Annotated in this window: 17 protein-coding genes and 1 riboswitch; all 17 genes read right to left on the bottom strand. The window is 51.1% G+C overall.

Going from position 1 to position 16,221, the window contains the following annotated elements; translation table 11 throughout:
- Nucleotides 1-40: 40 nt before the first annotated feature.
- Nucleotides 41-1,120: a helix-turn-helix domain-containing protein gene (locus tag DYD62_RS19665; protein WP_115229305.1), complete on the bottom strand. Its 1,080-nt coding sequence runs from the start codon at nt 1,118-1,120 to the stop codon at nt 41-43.
- Nucleotides 1,121-1,519: 399 nt separating this feature from the next.
- The gene (locus DYD62_RS19655; protein ID WP_115229301.1) at nt 1,520-2,116 is read right to left on the bottom strand and encodes a BMC domain-containing protein; all 597 of its coding nucleotides are present in this window, start codon (nt 2,114-2,116) and stop codon (nt 1,520-1,522) included.
- An 11-nt stretch (nt 2,117-2,127) separates the two neighbouring features.
- Entirely contained in the window at nt 2,128-2,787 is a 660-nt protein-coding gene (gene eutL, locus DYD62_RS19650; protein WP_115229298.1) for an ethanolamine utilization microcompartment protein EutL, read from the bottom strand.
- Between the two features lie 11 nt (nt 2,788-2,798).
- Nucleotides 2,799-3,671: an ethanolamine ammonia-lyase subunit EutC gene (gene eutC, locus DYD62_RS19645; RefSeq protein ID WP_115229296.1), complete on the bottom strand. Its 873-nt coding sequence runs from the start codon at nt 3,669-3,671 to the stop codon at nt 2,799-2,801.
- Between the two features lie 15 nt (nt 3,672-3,686).
- Entirely contained in the window at nt 3,687-5,048 is a 1,362-nt protein-coding gene (locus tag DYD62_RS19640) for an ethanolamine ammonia-lyase subunit EutB (protein WP_115229294.1), read from the bottom strand.
- 14 nt (nt 5,049-5,062) lie between these two features.
- Nucleotides 5,063-6,487 (bottom strand): ethanolamine ammonia-lyase reactivating factor EutA, encoded by a 1,425-nt coding sequence (locus tag DYD62_RS19635; protein ID WP_115229291.1) that lies wholly within the window; start codon nt 6,485-6,487, stop codon nt 5,063-5,065.
- A gap of 10 nt (nt 6,488-6,497) precedes the next feature.
- The gene (gene eutH, locus DYD62_RS19630) at nt 6,498-7,739 is read right to left on the bottom strand and encodes an ethanolamine utilization protein EutH (RefSeq protein ID WP_115229289.1); all 1,242 of its coding nucleotides are present in this window, start codon (nt 7,737-7,739) and stop codon (nt 6,498-6,500) included.
- Between the two features lie 158 nt (nt 7,740-7,897).
- Nucleotides 7,898-9,100, bottom strand: coding sequence for an iron-containing alcohol dehydrogenase family protein (locus tag DYD62_RS19625; protein WP_115229286.1), 1,203 nt, complete (start codon nt 9,098-9,100; stop codon nt 7,898-7,900).
- Nucleotides 9,093-9,944, bottom strand: a complete 852-nt coding sequence (eutJ, locus tag DYD62_RS19620) for an ethanolamine utilization protein EutJ (protein ID WP_207916473.1) — start codon at nt 9,942-9,944, stop codon at nt 9,093-9,095. The genes DYD62_RS19625 and eutJ overlap by 8 nt, the downstream gene beginning before the upstream one ends.
- Before the next feature lie 13 nt (nt 9,945-9,957).
- Nucleotides 9,958-11,376, bottom strand: a complete 1,419-nt coding sequence (locus DYD62_RS19615) for an aldehyde dehydrogenase family protein (protein WP_207916471.1) — start codon at nt 11,374-11,376, stop codon at nt 9,958-9,960.
- 33 nt (nt 11,377-11,409) lie between these two features.
- Nucleotides 11,410-11,694, bottom strand: a complete 285-nt coding sequence (locus DYD62_RS19610; protein ID WP_115229284.1) for a EutN/CcmL family microcompartment protein — start codon at nt 11,692-11,694, stop codon at nt 11,410-11,412.
- Between the two features lie 132 nt (nt 11,695-11,826).
- Nucleotides 11,827-12,117, bottom strand: a complete 291-nt coding sequence (eutM, locus tag DYD62_RS19605) for an ethanolamine utilization microcompartment protein EutM (protein ID WP_115229281.1) — start codon at nt 12,115-12,117, stop codon at nt 11,827-11,829.
- A 37-nt stretch (nt 12,118-12,154) separates the two neighbouring features.
- A complete protein-coding gene (gene pta, locus DYD62_RS19600) occupies nt 12,155-13,183 on the bottom strand; it encodes a phosphate acetyltransferase (protein ID WP_115229279.1) in 1,029 nt (342 codons plus the stop codon).
- A complete protein-coding gene (eutT, locus tag DYD62_RS19595; protein ID WP_115229277.1) occupies nt 13,183-14,001 on the bottom strand; it encodes an ethanolamine utilization cob(I)yrinic acid a,c-diamide adenosyltransferase EutT in 819 nt (272 codons plus the stop codon). Before eutT ends, pta begins: the two co-directional genes overlap by 1 nt.
- A 2-nt stretch (nt 14,002-14,003) precedes the next feature.
- Entirely contained in the window at nt 14,004-14,735 is a 732-nt protein-coding gene (eutQ, locus tag DYD62_RS19590; RefSeq protein WP_115229274.1) for an ethanolamine utilization acetate kinase EutQ, read from the bottom strand.
- Nucleotides 14,732-15,217: a EutP/PduV family microcompartment system protein gene (locus DYD62_RS19585; protein WP_115229272.1), complete on the bottom strand. Its 486-nt coding sequence runs from the start codon at nt 15,215-15,217 to the stop codon at nt 14,732-14,734. The genes eutQ and DYD62_RS19585 overlap by 4 nt, the downstream gene beginning before the upstream one ends.
- The gene (eutS, locus tag DYD62_RS19580; protein WP_115229270.1) at nt 15,217-15,552 is read right to left on the bottom strand and encodes an ethanolamine utilization microcompartment protein EutS; all 336 of its coding nucleotides are present in this window, start codon (nt 15,550-15,552) and stop codon (nt 15,217-15,219) included. The genes DYD62_RS19585 and eutS overlap by 1 nt, the downstream gene beginning before the upstream one ends.
- 424 nt (nt 15,553-15,976) lie before the next feature.
- Nucleotides 15,977-16,190: riboswitch (cobalamin riboswitch) on the top strand.
- The last annotated feature ends 31 nt before the right edge of the window (nt 16,191-16,221 follow it).

Here is a 16,221-nt window from a genome sequence, read left to right as displayed (position 1 = left end):
GATCAAATCAGTCCATGTGGGCTGTTCTGTTAGATTGGAGCTAAAGTGAGCGGTTTGAAATCGCACTGACGATTGAGCGCCGTGCAAGAGATGCAGATGGCAGCTCGCCAAATAGTTTTTTAAAATCCTGCGAAAACTGGCTCATATGCCAAAACCCTAGTGCTGCAGCAGCTTGCTGCACCGAATCATATTGCGAGTAAGGGGCAAGCAATTCGCGTCTGACCGCATTTAAGCGAATCGCTTTCAAATAAGCCAGCGGGCAAATATCTAAAGTTTGATGAAATATATTTTGCAAGGTGCGGCGGCTCATACCCAAATACTCGCAAAGTTCAACAATGCTTGTCGGCTCTCCGGAACGATCCAGTACAAACTCACGCGTTTTGGCGACAGCCTGCCAGGCACTCTCTACCCGGCGTATGTTTTGCCGATTGGGCCTAGCATCATCAATCAAGTCTATAAAACCTTCCAGTAATTCATGCCTTAATTGTTTACGGCAGACCTGCTCAAGCAATTGCCCCGATCCATTTCCCGCGACCTGCAGCATGGCCCGCATGAAATGCGTAAATTTACGCATTCGCTCTGCCCCCACATGCAGCACCATTGTGTTATCCAAATGCAAAGATTCTCCTTGCAAAATTGATGTATAACTTTCCAGCTCACTGCGGGCCAACACCAAACCCATAATCTGGAAATTATCTGGCGTGCCCAGCTCAAACTCCAGTCCTCCCCCACGTATTGCAACCGTATCTGCTTCAATAGTTGTCGTGCCAATACGTGCAAAATGCTCACTCGAAGCAGGAATACCCACCCATACAGAGCCAGGCCATACCATGCATGATTGACGTAAAGCATGGCTGGTGTGCTCTTCAAAGCACTGAATTCCATCCAGCCAAGTTTCAGCCAAAGACCCCTGAAACTGCCCAGGTTTGAGTTGATCATAAAGCTGTTGCCATGCAGTAATACTGCGCGCCTGCTGGCACACATCGCTGCTTTCCTCTATATATAACTGGCCATCCCGCCCCAGCGAATCACGCTGAGGGCCTTGAGCTAAACTCACTAAATGATGCATTCCCGCTGGTTCTGTAACAGACCATCCCAAGCCTGGCAAAGTCCCGGTCATCGTAAAATGCTCAATACACGGCGAGGGGGATAACGAAATGCTGTTCCCAGAGGGCAACCACCACCGTCCCTTGTATAAACAGTGCTAAAACCACTTTTTCCCTTCTTCATTATGCCCCTCTCATGCATCCGTTTTGCCTTTGATGTACTCGCCACCCATATCAAACTTCAGCTCAACAATAGCGGCTATCGGGCACAATTTATTGATACGAATCAAACACCTGTGCAAATCTTACAAACAATAAAATCATTATCATTAATTTATGTCAGCAGCATTCAAATGCGGTTTGATGAAAAACGGATATGAGGCAGTAGCCATTTTTAGAGCCTTCGAATAAAAAAAACCGGCACAGAATTGAGCTCTGTGCCGGCGGGGTAAAGCAAGAAATAGCGATTTATATTAAGTAAGCTTGCAATAGCGGCCCATTAGTTTCGCCAAGCGTTTTGCCTTACACAAATTTTCAAGCGCACGTCGTGTTACACCCGCTTCAGGTAACGCGGCAAGCAGCTCTGCAAGTGTCAGGCCATTCTCAGCCGCAGCTACTGCAGCCAAAATAGCCTCCTCATTACAGCCTGCCGCCTCATTTTTCTCATCGTGAGCAGAAGCCAGCACCACGGGCTGATCCGCTTCAGCTAAGGCTGCCGGCGGCTTAATGTCCACCACTTCCGCCGGAGTCTCAACGCGTGCGGGGCGGGAAACGCGTGTTTTTTTAGGCTGAGGAGCTAATATTTTTAAAACCATACGCTCAACATCGGGGTCTGGCCGACCAATCTCTTGCCGGCTCACCACTTCACCCAACCTTGCCGCAGCAGCAACGCCCGCATCTACAGCAGCTCGGCAGGAAGCAATATCACCCTCTACCACGAGTGAAATCCAGCCCGGGCTTGTCTCATATTGACGAATTAAACGTACACTCGCCGACTTCAGCATGGCATCTGCCGCCTCAAGAGCGGTTACAAATCCACGTACTTCAAGTAAACCCAAAGAATTAATCATCTCGACCTCTGTTAAATCCGGCCTATGGGCTGGCGTGCAACCTCTAATACCGCAGCACTAAAGGCTTGGCATGCGGCGTCACAGGCCGCTTGGCTGCCAGTGAGAAACGCGCCTGAATAATTTGTTTCTGATGGCGGAGCCACATAACTCACCAACTCAACATCGGCAGCCTTCAGCGCCGCATCAATGCCATAAGTGGCTTCCAGCGGTGGCGCAATCAAATACGCCAGTGGATCACCTAAGCGAATACCGGTTTGCGCCGATAAATACGAGCCGGTACGAGACACCACATGCGCCAAAAATGCGATGGTTTCATCATCATTCGCCCAACGAAAAGCAGGACCTGCTTCAATCGTTGCCACCATCGAATCCAAACCCGCACGCACTTCAGCAGGCGAGCTACCACCCAGCATAATCAAGACTTCACCAGCCGTAGGAGAGGAGCTATGCGCTGCCCCCGCATACAGCGAACGACCAAACACCACTTCAACCTGCGCCTGTTTGGTGGCTTCATCTGCCGCGATATACGCCACATCATCTGAATCAGCAGTCAGCAGCCCCAAGCAATTAATATGCTCAGGCAGCTTGAGTGTTTTTTTAAAATCACTCTGAACCGATGCAATCAAACGCATCGCTTTCACACTGGGTTTAATAAGATCGAGCATTGCCATGATGTATTTCCTTATGCAGAACGGCTGAGGGACATGCCAGACGCTTTCTTTGCCAGCATCTGCTTTGCTAAATCAACGATGACAGCGGCAGCCTCAACGGGCGGAGTGCCCCCACGGTGGATATTAGAAAAACAAGTTCGATCCGCTTCAACCGTTGCAGCCGTTGGGTTGTAGATCATGTAGCAAGACATACTTTCAGATTGCCCAAGCCCCGGCCGCTCACCCACTAACAAAATGACCACTTTGGCACCTAAAATCTCACCAACTTGATCTTCCACTTTAACGCGCCCATAGCGTACAAAAAGTGGCGTCCCCACTTTTAAACTTGCGCTTTCCAAGCCCTTTAACAGCGGAGGTAAAATTTCATCTAAGTTAACCGTAATGGCATCGGTCGATAAACCATCCGAAATCACGACCTGCACATCAGGCTGTTGCTTGCAGCTGGTTTTCAAAAGCGCTAGCGATTCAGCACAAAGGCGGCGACCTAAATCAGGACGAGTTAAATACTGATCTTTACTGCTGATCTCACTTTGCAATGCCAGCAAACCTTTCTTTTCTACCCATTCTTGCGGCACTTCTTTTAATACCGTGTCTTTTGAGCGCGAGTGATCCGCTAAAAAACGCAGTAATGCAGTAGTGCGCGGTCGAGGCCCAGCACGGCCTGTATTCACTCGAGCGGCAGTGCAATTACGAAACTCTTGCAGCACTTCAGGGCGATGCGCATTTTCTACGCCCATATAAGTACGAAACGCTTCGTCGCCCAAATCAGGCAAGCTCGTTTGATCCATATTGCTCTGGCACACGTCAGCCTCAGTGCTAGCAGGCTCTACAGCCAGCTGGCTCATTACGGCACGTACAATCTCATCAATTTGCATCTTGTCCATTTTTACACCCTAAAATTAAAAGAAGATTGACGAGTCACCAGCACGCGGCGTCAATATGCCGTTTTCCATCAGGCCCATTTTCTCCATCCATGCTTCAAACTCTGGCGCTGGGCGTAGCTTAAGCAACTGACGAATTGTGGCGGTATCGTGGAATGCCATGGTCTGATAATTCAGCATAATGTCGTCGCCCATCGACATCCCCATAATGAAATTACATCCAGCAGTGGCCAGCAAAATAGCCAGTGATTCATTCGCGCTCTGATTAGAATCGGCATGGTTGGTGTAACAACAATCCACGCCCATCGAGATACCGCTCAGTTTGCCCATAAAATGGTCTTCTAAACCGGCACGCATAATTTGGCGATCGTTATAGAGGTACTCAGGCCCAATAAAACCCACCACCGTATTCACCAAAAATGGATCGTAATGACGGGCAAGGCCGTAATTGCGTGCTTCCATCGTGACCTGATCTGCACCGTTATGCGCATTGGCCGAAAGTGCCGAACCCTGCCCTGTTTCAAAATACAGGCAGTTTGGCCCTGCTAGCCGGTTGTATTGACGACCCACTTCCAGTGCCTCATCCATCAGCTCCAGGGTTACACCAAATTCTTTTAAGCCTTTTTCGCTTCCGCAAATACTTTGAAAAATCAGCCCACCCGGTGCGCCCTTACGAATCGCCTCGATCTGGGTCGACATATGTGCCAACACGCAGCCTTGAGTAGGGATTGCAAATTTGTCGATGGCCTCGTACACGGTATTGAGCATACGAGTCACGTTTTCAACATTGTCGGTTACAGGGTTAATCCCAATCACCGCATCGCCTAAGCCATAAGACAAACCTTCATACATCTGGGCTGCAATACTGCGCACATCGTCACGCGTATCGTTTGGCTGCAAACGCGCACTAAAATGGCCAGGCAAACCTATCGTGGTATTGGCATGTTTAATCACCGGCATTTTCTTTGCGCCGTAGATCAAATCTGCGTTTGAGCAAAGCTTGGCAACCGCAGCCACCGTTTCAGAGCTCAGGCCCTTACGCATAAAATCAATGTCTGCCACGCTGGTGGTGTCTGACAAAATATATTCGCGCAATTCAGCAATGGTTTTACTGCGAATGCTGTTGTAAGCGGCGACATTAATATCGTCTTGAATAATCCGCGTCACACAGTCTTCTTCATAAGGAATCACGGGGTTATTGCGCAGATCCGCCACCGACATTTCAGAAAGCACATGCTTGGCCGCCACACGCTCTTGCGAGCTAGCCGCACTTACGCCCGCTAAAACATCGCCAGAGCGAGGATCATTGGCTTTCGCCAGCACATCTTTCACATCCCGAAACTGGTAGGTCTTACCAAACAACTGGGTCTTCAATTTCATATCTATCACCTGAACTAAGAAGGAAATGCCAGAGATTTAATGGTGACCGGTACGATATCGCCGCCGAATAAAGGCTCTCCGATATCGATGTAATCACCATCACGAGTTTCCACTTCATCAATCACGGCCAATTCGCGGCCAACAAGATGCGGCTGTAACAACATGCCTAAAACCTTGCCCAAATCCTGGCGGGCAGTCACCAAGAGGGGGTGGTTTGCATTGGGATAAAGCCGCCCAAATACGGCTAATTCATCAACACAAGCCTCAATTTGCAAATAAGTCAGCGGCAAATCTCGCGGCAGAGATAAAGCAAAAAAATCGTGTTGCAGATCAATATCCATCAGCATGGCGACGTGCGCCCACTCGGTGGCCAACGCCCCCGGCGTGACTTCGCTCCATGCAATCAAAGGATGAACAACAGGAATATTGCGCACCGGCAAATGCCGGTGATTCAGCCAAATGGTGCTGCCCGATAAAGACAAGGTGTGAGCTCCAGCACCAATCACCGTTGCACGGAGCGTTTGGGCCGGCATCTGAATCGGCTGCTTGGATAAAGCTAAATGCCCATGCATCGCCAGCGCCAATAAGGGGCCAACATCGCCAAAAGCAAGCACATCGGCAGCAAGGTGGTAATAGCACTCGCCCACGCCACCCGAAAACATCACGGTGTCGTAAGCCTTGCTTAGGTGCAGGCAATCGGTCATCAAAAGCGCACGAGCTAAGGGCGAAGGCTCGCCAATCAGCACTTCAAATATGAGTTCGCTCATGCGATGAGCCACACGCTCTATGCCCGCACGATCCAATTGAAGAGGATCAAAGCTCGTGCCAAATAGCTCGGTGCAAATCAGGCGTGCGGGTGCATGCACTTGCCGCACACGCCCCTGCTCATCCAGCTCGATAAGGCGACCACCCACATTAAGGCAGGCACTATCGACTGCTCTGCCCGCTTCAAACACCACATAATTCGATGTGCCACCGCCAATATCAATATTGACGACACGGCTGGTTTCACGGCGAGATAGCTCGCCTGCGCCTGAGCCGTGCCCTGCAATCACAGACTCAAGATGCGGCCCGGCACTCGCCACCACAAAATTGCCCAGCTCTTCAGCCAAAGCCAGTACCGCAGCGCGGGCGTTTTGAGCCTTGGACGTTTCACCGGTAATGATGATTGCGCCAGATTCAACACTCTGCTGATCCATCCCGGCCGTGGCGTACTGCTCACGGATAAAGACCGCGAGTTCATCCTCACGAAGCCGCCCTTCAAAATCGATGGGGGTAAACACCACGGGGCTAACATACACGATGTCACGCTTAGAAAACTCATAACGCGGCACCTGCGAGACACCGGCCCGATTAATCAGCTCGAGCCTCGAGAAAATCACTTGGGTGGTGGTGGTCCCGATATCGATACCCACGCTTTGAATTTGCCGACGTGACATCTGCAGCTCCTTAAGCGTGAGACAACTGACTCACTGGCTTGGCCGCTGGAGTCATATCATCTTTAGGTGCTAGCTTCATTGCCAAGGCTACGGCAGTAAAACCACCAAATAATTTACCCACGATCACCGGCAAAATCATCGCCGACATATTGCCTGCGGTAAAACCCAGATGGTCGCCAAGCGTAAAGGCGGCAGATACGGCAAAGGCCACGTTAATCACCTTGCCCCGGTTATCCATCTTGGCCAGCATGCCAAACATCGGGATCGAATTAGCCAATGTCGCCACCAAACCTGCCGCAGCGGTATCGTTCATACCCAGCAGGCTACCCACACGCATTAAAGGTTTATCAAACCAGCGTGTAAGCATAAAGACCATGGGATAAGCACCCAACAATACGCAGGCAATAAAGCCGATATTCTCAATCCCCAGCATCTCACCACCTTGACCAGAGCTAGAGAAAATAGGCGACATCCCAGGAATAATGGTCCAATCAACGGTCACTTCAAGCACGGCTAAAACCAAGCCAAAAGTAATCACCACCACAAGGCATTTGGCAAAAATTTGAAAGCCCGCAACCATTTTCTCTTGCATAAACTTCAGGCCCAACGCCAGCAATGCCGCCACGATAATCACGGGGATCATATTTTTCAGCAGCATCACCACATTGAAATCAGCCACTTGGCCATTTACCGCAACGCCCATAGCCATCGCCACCAAACCTCCGGCAATACAGCCAAGGGGAATCGTGATAATGCCGGCCATAATGCCCAGCGCCAGAAAGCGACGATCTTCTTTTTCGATGATGCCCAGCGCCACCGGAATATGAAATACGACAGTTGCCCCCATCATTCCGCCCAGCAATAAGCCGGAATACAGATAGGCAGCGGTATCGCCACTGGCTAATTCTTTGGCTAAGAAATAGCCGCCCATATCGTTAGCCAGCAAGGTTCCGGCAAACATGGCTGGATTTGCGCCCACTGCTTCATAAAGCGGAATCACCACCGGCCCAAGCAAAGTCGCCAGCACCGGCGCTAAAGCAATCACCCCGATCATGGCAAGGCCTAAAGCCCCCATTGCCATAAAGCCTTCATCAAATTGCTCACCCGAGCCGCCAATTTGTCGCCCCACGGAGCCAAGGCCAATCTTGCCCAACACCGCCTCGGAGCCACCAAACTGCGCCAACATTCGGTCAAAAGCGGCAATGATCATAAAGATCATCATGAACCACATGATTATGTCGTTGATACCCATGCTTACTTCCCCTCTAGATCAAAGCCCGAACAGCCACCATGGCCGCGATGCCCTTTTATCGATGCCTTAGCGCTGCCTAACATCCATATAAATTTCAATATTTATCGATGTCTTAGCGCTGCCAAACATCCGTATAAATTTCAATATTTATCGATGTCTTAGCGCTGCCAGGCATGCATATAAATCTCAATAATTTGCGCGCGTGTGGCGCTCCTTGGATTGCTGGCGGCGCACACATCAATCAAGGCGGCATCGGCCATTTCTGCAAAATCATCGGGGTTTACACTGGCAATTTGTAAGCTGGCGGGCAGCCCTACTTCAATAATCAACGCTTGCACAGCAGCTATCAGCTCAAGATCCGAAAGTGCATGCCCTGCCAAGGCCAAGCCCAATTCGGCATAGGATTTTTTGCAAACTAAGCGGTTAAAGTGCATAACCGAAGGCAGTAGCAAGGCATTGGCCATACCATGAGGAATGCTATAACGAGCGCCAATTTGATGCGCCATCGCATGGGTTAAACCAAGTCCCGCATTAGAAAATGCCATGCCCGCAAGATAGGAGCCCAGCATCATGGCCTCGCGCGCGGCAGCGTTTTTTCCCTGCCCAACCGCAATCGGCAAAGCATCCCCAATTAAGCTGATCGCCCGATAGGCCAACGCCTGTGTCAGCGGATTAGCCCCCAGCGCCACATAGGCTTCGATGGCGTGCGTCAGCGCATCCACACCGGTGGCTGCAGTGAGTGATGCAGGCACGGCAAGCGTTAAGCTGGCATCAATAATCGCTAAATCAGGCAGCATGGTTTCATGCAAGATCAGCTGCTTGATATGGGTAATAGAATCTGTAACCACCGAGACATTGCTGGCTTCTGAGCCAGTACCTGCAGTCGTTGGAATAGCAATCAGTGGCAAGCGGCCACGGCTGATATTGGCGGGATCAACCAACTGAGCCACGGCCAGCTCGGGGTGCAAAGCCAGCACCGCAATCGCCTTGGCTGTGTCCAATACGGATCCGCCGCCAAACGCAATCACCGCATCACAAACACTGGCGCGAAGCTGCGCACAGGCGGCTTCCACTTTTGCGCTATCTGGCTCGCCCTGTGGATAAGCCATCGTTTCATAGGCAATGCCTTGCCGCGCCAACGAGCGAAACAAGCCATCGGCCAGGCCGTTTTTTAATAAGAACTCATCAATCAAAACAAAGGCGCGCACGATGCCACGCTGACTTAAAGCGGTCCCCACTTTGGCAACAGCCCCTGCCCCCATTAAGGTGGTCGGTGGCACATTAAAAGCGCTCACCGTTTGCGCATGGAGCAAATCTATCGTTTGATAAATCGCGTTATTCATCTCATTTTGATTAAACATGGGCATTTCCATTCTCTGCTGCGATGCTTAGGGCGTAAGCCGCGATCGCCAGTGGCGTCAAATAAATAGGGTGCCGGGGCAGATGAACCCGATGATTGGGGAACTCATGGGCAAAGAGCGATTGCACGCCCGGCATGGTGCAAGAGCCGCCAGACAGATACAGATCCTCCACCTCATGCCCCACCAGATGATCGCGCACGATATCGCTCATCTTTTCGAACACCGGCTTGACCACCGGCCAGATGTCTTTACCCTGCGTTTTTTTAATCACATCGACGTCTTCTAAGGCCATGCGCAAACTACCTGCGAGCGTCAGCGAAATATGATGGCCGCCAGTAGGCTCGTCGCCTGAGTAAATCACCCGCCCGCCTTCCACCACTGCAATCCCTGTAGTGCCGCCGCCAATATCCACTACCGCAGCGCGATCGAGCTGCAGCAGATGCGCCACCGCTGAGGGCTCATCACAAACGCCAGTCACATTCAGCCCGGCGGCTTCCAGCACATTGACCGAAATTCGCGGATCTGTACCCGGTGGAAACGAGGTGGCAGCATGGCTGAAACGCTGGCCAAAGATGGTTTCTAAGGTATCCAGATGACGGCGCAAAATGGTCACTGCACCAAAGAAATCCCAAACAATGCCGTCCCGCACCACATCCGCCCAATCGAGACACACGGCCAAAGGTTGGGCGTTTTGATCGACCACCATCGACACCACATCGCTGGTGCCTAAATCAATCCCCAAGGCCATCACGGGCTCCGCCTCGGCAGGCGTTGCATCGTTTTGCAAGGCATGTGCTAAATCTAAACGAGGCTGTAACCAGCTTTGAATATCACGAGGAATCATGGTGGTCATCTCATCACACGATGCGGAAATTGCCGGCCATCACACAGCGGCGCAAACGAACAAAACTACGCGCCGAGGTAACGCCTTCACCGGTTGGGGTGGAAATCGTCATCGTGGTCCAGCCTTCACCTCCAAAACCTAAACCGGCCAGATGGGGACCATTTTTTACAAAGATGCTGGTATTCACGGCATTGGCCATGCGATCCAGATTGTCGATATTGCGTGAATGCATCCCTGCTGTATGACGGCAGCCGCCTTCTAATTTCACCGCCAGATCAATTGCGGCATTCACATTTGGCGCGCGAATCACCGGCAGTACGGGCATCATCAGCTCGGTCACGGCAAAGGGATGATTGGCGGGTGTTTCTACAAAGAGCAAACGCGTATCGGCGGGTACATCGAGGCCAATCGCGGCAGCAATCTTGGTGGCATCACGGCCAACCCAATCACGGCTCACCGTGCCGTGGCCGTTTTCATCAACCTTGGTCAGCAATACTTTTTGCAAACGCTCTGCTTGCTCAGCATTCAACTCAACGGCTTTATTTTTTTTCATCTCGCTTTTTAGCGCGTCACACACGCTATCCACCACGATCACTTCTTTTTCCAGCACACAGATCATGTTGTTATCAAACGAGGCGCCCCAAACAATGCTTTCACCTGCACGGGCAAGATCGGCCGTTTCATCCACCACCACGGGTGGATTACCAGCACCTGCCGCAATCAAGCGTTTATCGGTAATGGAGCGTGCGGCATCAACCACCGCCTCACCCCCAGTCACCACCAATAAATGAATGCCCGGGTATTTAAATAAACGCTGAGCGGCTTCCAGTGTTGGCTTGGCAATCGTCACCAGGGTATTTGCTGGGCCACCCGCTGCCACAATGGCTTCATTCAAAACAGTGATGGCACGTTGCGATGTTTTCTTGGCGGCTGGATGCGGGGCGAACACCACGGTATTGCCCGCAGAAATCATGCTGATCGCGTTGTTAATCACGGTGGCGGCAGGGTTGGTCGATGGCGTTACAGAGGCAATCACACCCCATGCAGCGTTTTCGATAATGGTGAGGCCGTCATCGCCAGTCAGCACTTTGGCTTCTAAACATTCCACGCCTGGAGTGAGGCGGGCTTGAGAAATATTCTTGGTAATCTTGTCATCAACACGGCCCATGCCGGTTTCAGATACAGCCATTTCGGCCAGCTCAATCGCATAGGCTTCGCCAGCGCTGCGAATCGCAGCCACAACTAAGCGACGCATCGAAACAGTAGATAATGCTTTTTGGGCTTCGATTGCGGCGGCAACAGCGTCGTCAAGTTCAGCAAACACGCCAGCGGGCAGCTTTGCTACAGGGGCCGCTACTACGGCAGAGGCTGGCTGCATCGAGGCAATCACCGCTCGAACAACCTGTTCTATTTCCTTCGCTTTCAAATCCACAATTTATCTCCTGTTCTGTACTCAAACACGGGCTTACTTGTGATAAGCCACAGCGCCATCAAGTACGACTTCATCAATAATGCCCACGACACATAAATCGACCGGAGCGCCATCGTTGGTCGACTCACGAGCCGAGCTACCCGAAACCAGCAGCACCCATTCGCCATTACCACCACCGATACTGTCTGCCGCAACATGCATCTCGCCACTGGCCACACCACTGGCATCAATCATCTTTACTAACAACAAACGCTCACGCGTTAAAGCCGCATGTTTTACGGTTGAAACAACCTGTCCAACGACGACACCCAGTCTCATAAGGAGCTCCAATTCATAAAAATTAGGCAAAGCAAGTCCCTGCCTGCTATTTCGGCATTTCTAGAATTCAGGGAGAAATCGACAGCAAGGTGAGCCGACGCGCCTCAGCGCACCGGCAGGGGTATTTCTAGATCAGTCGAAATCCTTGCTATCCATTTTGATTGGAAAAATATCTTCCAAATCAGAATGTGGGCGAGGAATAACGTGTACAGAAACCAACTCGCCAATACGCTGAGCCGCTGCCGCACCTGCATCTGTTGCCGCTTTACATGCAGCCACATCACCGCGAACCATGGCTGTCACTAAACCGCCACCGATGCTTTTCACACCAACCAGCTTTACACGAGCCGCTTTTACCATCGCATCGGAAGCTTCAATCAGAGCGACCATACCGCGTGTTTCAATCATGCCAAGTGCTTCCATTTTCAAACTCCTTAAGGGTGGTTAAATCTAAAACAAATTAACTTCGAGTCATCTCGCTCACGGCCAAACTTGGCTGTGAGCGTGCATTACCCGATTGGGCCATCTTCATTGCCAGCAGGCTGACTTGCACCATATCTTCGGCAGTACAGCCACGCGACAAATCGTGGTAAGGCAGGCGCAGCCCCTGAATCATTGGGCCTAGCGCCGTATATGCGCCCATACGCTGGGCAATTTTGTAGCCGATATTGCCCGCTTCTAAGCTTGGAAAAACCAGCACATTGGCACGCCCAGCCACTGGGCTATCTTTGGCTTTTTGCGCGGCGACTTCCGGCACCATGGCGGCATCAAATTGCAACTCACCATCGACGCTTAAATCAGGCCGGCGCTCACGCACCAAACGTGTGGCTTCGCGTACCGCATCCACCGAGGCATGACGTGCACTGCCTAAAGTCGAAAACGACAACATGGCGATATGAGGCTCTAGCCCTGTAACGCGGCGATAGCTATCTGCGGCGCTAATGGCAATATCAGAAAGCTGCGCAGGCGTTGGATGCGGCACCACACCACAATCGGTAAAGACCAAGGGTTGGCCCTCATCTGGCGGCAACATAAAAAAGATCGACGACACCGTTTTATTGCCTTCAGCCAAGCCCACTACACGTAAAGCCGCGCGCAATACATTACTGGTTGGGGAATGATTACCCCCCACCACACAATCCACATCCCCCGCCATGAGCATCGCTCCGGCAAACCACAAGGGGTCTTTCAATAAAGTGGCTAACTCTTCTTCGCTCTTGCTTGGCATACGCTCAGCAAGGGCTGCGATATACGCGGGTAATCTGGCGGATGTTTGTGGATCTATCATTGGCACTCGCCCTAGTGGCAAATGCTCCTGATGACAAAATGCCCGCATTTCAAAGGGGTTGCCCAGTAATATCGGCTGCGCATAGCCTGCTTCGGCTAAATAAAACGCTGCACGCACGCTTCTGGCGTCAAGGCTGTCTGGAAACACTAAACGCGCAGGACTCACTAAGGCTGCGGCGCGGCATTGGTCTAACAAAGTCATCAATGGCCTCCTAAATTAGGCAAAGGTTTGCCAGCTTCTTGCAGCAGCACCAAAATCATCAGCACATAAACCGCGCTGGAAAGCCGGTTAAGGGCTTGCAAAATATCGGGCCGGGACAGCTCAAAATCACGATCAATATAAAGATCTGCAGCCTGAACCTCGCACTCACGAATCCGCGCACGCAGTAAATTAAGCTTGGCGATGCTTGCCCCGTGCTCAAGCGCAGGAACGATATGATCGTGGCCCAGCTCTTTTAATGGCTGATGTGATAAGGCGTGAATACGCACTTCATCTAAATCACCCATCGAAATAGCCGACATCGGCTCCCCGCTCACCTCGGCACGTAAAACATTGCCCAGCCATGAACGGATATCGGCAAGCATATGCGCCAGCGCCTTGCGCCTGCCCTGTGGATCAAACTCTGTTTGTACCCAAATCGCCAAAGCGATGGTGCTATCGAGTAAGCCACGCAAACGGATACGCTCATCATTTTTGGCTACCATCGTGCTGGCATTCAAATGCGTCATCGCTGCGGATTTACGTGTAACAACTTGCTGGCACAGGGCGCAGTGCGCGGCGTGGTGCTCTGCATCGCCCGTCAATACATGCACCGGCTCGAGGACGATTTTTCCATCTGCGTCGGTCTGCTCTACAAACACACTGCCGTCTGCATTGATAAACTTCACGACTAAATGGCGATCTTCAATTAAAGAGCGCGCCGCGGGCGTCAGCCGCGCATTAGCGGGAAGTTGAATCTCGGTGCCTGTGGCGCGGCCAAAGTGCTCACGCAGCCAGTCTTCAGTAATGAAGGTCATCATGCTTAGCAATCTTGCCAATTTGCCGGATAAGCCACGTATAAAAAGGACACTTTGCTTGGCGTGCCAAATTCGATACTGGAATTCTTAGGAATAAAAATCACATCGCCGGCCTTGGCAATGGCTGTTTCACCATCGCAGCGAATATGTAATTCGCCGTCCAGCACGATATCAATCTCGTCGTAGCGCAGCGTCCAAGGGAAAAAACTGTTTTCCCATTGCATAAAGCCAGCCGCCATCGTGCTGCCGTCTGCACCAGTAATCACATCGGCAATCCCGATCTGATTCGCTCCTGCACCCTCGAGTAAGCCCATTTTTACCGAGCTGCCCGTCACACGTTTAATGCCACTTTTTAAAGTAATAGATTCATAAGCAGCAACGGCGGCCGCTGTTGGGGCCGAGGTAGAAGTAGCTTGCTCTGCAGCTACTTTGCGCACCAATTGATCAATCACATTTTCTGGTACGCTACCTGATGGCAACTGTGCCAATACGGCTTGACGAATCGCAGCAAGATTAGCCTCATACTCCACGACGGGCGCGGCTGTGGCAGCACCCAAGAGTGAAGAACTGGCCACGAGGGGTTTATTTGCAAGCACTTCAATAATTTCGACGCCTAAACGCTCAGCAACCATGCGAGCCTCTGCCGTCACAATGCAATCGGGCAGGGTAATTTCGATGCGTGTTTTACCTTCGGCGTGTGCTGTGCGCAGGGCGTCGGCGGTGATCAATTGCTTCATACTCTAATAACTCCTTGCGGTAGGCAGTCTTGTTCCGTACTACCCATGAGAGAGAATTTCAGTGCGGCCACCGTTTCAGGCCAATAACTGGAAACTTGGAAAATTTCACCCATAAATCCGTGTTCACGCAGCATGGCTTTAACGGCATCAGGATCAGCATCATCTAAATCAATTTGGCTAATCACACCCAGCACTCGCTTACCGCCATATACACTCAGCAAACCCGGCGGCATCCGATACTGCATATCATTTGCGGCATGTACGTATACCAATACATCCACATCATTAACGGTATTGATCAAGGCGCTATAGAGGCGAGGATGATTAAAAAATTCGCCCGGCGTATCCACCCCTCCCTTGCCATCGAATTCCAATGCTTGAGTTTTTTGTGCCACCAGCCCATCACCCTGCATGGCATGAAACAAGGTTGATTTACCTGCGGCAACAGAGCCCACCATGGCGTAACGAATCGTCTTCTGCATTAGCTGCGCGTCTGTACGCAAATGGTGTAGCCAAGCACACGTTGCAGGCCAAGAATGGTTTGACTTAAGGCTTCCTCTACCGCCCCTGTTGATCCGTAAATCACCAGAGCCCCAGAAAATCGGTCTAAAAAACCAATCTGAATATTGGCGGCCTTACTGGCAAAATCTCCGGCGATCATGGCGGTTTCACCCGGAGTGAGCGTCATGATTCCAATCGCCTCAGCCGTTGGCACGCCAATTTTTTTGGCTAGCTCTTCGGTTGGGTGTGAAATCAAATGCGCCAGCGTCACCTGCTTGCCGGGCACAAACTCCTGAATGATTCTTTCCTTTTCCATGCCAACCTGCCGTATGAAATGCTGATTTAGCCTGCATATTAATTCGCCCCATAAATTAGCCACTATCAAAAATCGGCAACAATTTATGTGCAAATTTACATCGCAAAAACGCACCCATTTGAGACTTTTTTAGGAAAGAATAAGAAGAGAACATACAAATGCATCTAGAAAATGCGCTGAGAAAACGAGGAGATGCCGCATTGATTTAGCTAAGATAAAAAAGCCGCATGGCTTCAATATGACGAAAAAATAGCGTGTTGTTCCCCGGCAGAACCCAGCCTTTAAACGATGCCTGAACGCACACTGAACGATTCTTACAATATCGCGACCATATGTAATATTCAGTATAAAAAACAAACCTGTCTGCCTTTCTGCCATTTATTGCAATTTATTCAGGACATAGGCAATTTGGGCTGATGAGGTATACAATCCGCCCTTCTAAGGTGCTCGAAAGAGTAAAACGGGAAACAGGTTTAAATCCTGTGCTGCCCCTGCAACGGTAAGCAAGTCAAAATACATCAGATAAACCACTGTCTAAGCAAGATGGGAAGGTGATGTATTAGGTCTAGAAATTGAGTGCGCTCACATTGATAGATCTGCTTGTAAGCCCGGAGACCGGCCTTACAACCTTGCCTTCAGGGCAAGGTCAATCACGCGCGGCAGGGTAGC

Origin of the sequence: Iodobacter fluviatilis (assembly GCF_900451195.1) — a bacterium.
Lineage (GTDB): Bacteria > Pseudomonadota > Gammaproteobacteria > Burkholderiales > Chitinibacteraceae > Iodobacter > Iodobacter fluviatilis.
The sequence above is the reverse complement of the archived record's forward strand: the minus strand, read 5'-3'. Positions and strand labels throughout refer to the sequence as shown.

What these genes read in the sequence shown, in the direction of transcription:
- eutT (WP_115229277.1), bottom strand. Translation starts at nt 14,001, where the DNA reads ATGATGACCTTCATTACTGAAGACTGGCTGCGTGAGCACTTTGGCCGC.
- eutJ (WP_207916473.1), bottom strand. Translation starts at nt 9,944, where the DNA reads ATGATTCCTCGTGATATTCAAAGCTGGTTACAGCCTCGTTTAGATTTA.
- DYD62_RS19625 (WP_115229286.1), bottom strand. Translation starts at nt 9,100, where the DNA reads ATGTTTAATCAAAATGAGATGAATAACGCGATTTATCAAACGATAGAT.
- pta (WP_115229279.1), bottom strand. Translation starts at nt 13,183, where the DNA reads ATGACTTTGTTAGACCAATGCCGCGCCGCAGCCTTAGTGAGTCCTGCG.
- DYD62_RS19585 (WP_115229272.1), bottom strand. Translation starts at nt 15,217, where the DNA reads ATGCAGAAGACGATTCGTTACGCCATGGTGGGCTCTGTTGCCGCAGGT.
- eutS (WP_115229270.1), bottom strand. Translation starts at nt 15,552, where the DNA reads ATGGAAAAGGAAAGAATCATTCAGGAGTTTGTGCCCGGCAAGCAGGTG.
- DYD62_RS19635 (WP_115229291.1), bottom strand. Translation starts at nt 6,487, where the DNA reads ATGTCACGTCGGCAAATTCAAAGCGTGGGTATCGATATCGGGACCACC.
- DYD62_RS19665 (WP_115229305.1), bottom strand. Translation starts at nt 1,120, where the DNA reads ATGACCGGGACTTTGCCAGGCTTGGGATGGTCTGTTACAGAACCAGCG.
- eutC (WP_115229296.1), bottom strand. Translation starts at nt 3,671, where the DNA reads ATGGACAAGATGCAAATTGATGAGATTGTACGTGCCGTAATGAGCCAG.
- eutM (WP_115229281.1), bottom strand. Translation starts at nt 12,117, where the DNA reads ATGGAAGCACTTGGCATGATTGAAACACGCGGTATGGTCGCTCTGATT.
- eutQ (WP_115229274.1), bottom strand. Translation starts at nt 14,735, where the DNA reads ATGAAGCAATTGATCACCGCCGACGCCCTGCGCACAGCACACGCCGAA.
- DYD62_RS19610 (WP_115229284.1), bottom strand. Translation starts at nt 11,694, where the DNA reads ATGAGACTGGGTGTCGTCGTTGGACAGGTTGTTTCAACCGTAAAACAT.
- eutL (WP_115229298.1), bottom strand. Translation starts at nt 2,787, where the DNA reads ATGGCAATGCTCGATCTTATTAAACCCAGTGTGAAAGCGATGCGTTTG.
- eutH (WP_115229289.1), bottom strand. Translation starts at nt 7,739, where the DNA reads ATGGGTATCAACGACATAATCATGTGGTTCATGATGATCTTTATGATC.
- DYD62_RS19640 (WP_115229294.1), bottom strand. Translation starts at nt 5,048, where the DNA reads ATGAAATTGAAGACCCAGTTGTTTGGTAAGACCTACCAGTTTCGGGAT.
- DYD62_RS19655 (WP_115229301.1), bottom strand. Translation starts at nt 2,116, where the DNA reads ATGATTAATTCTTTGGGTTTACTTGAAGTACGTGGATTTGTAACCGCT.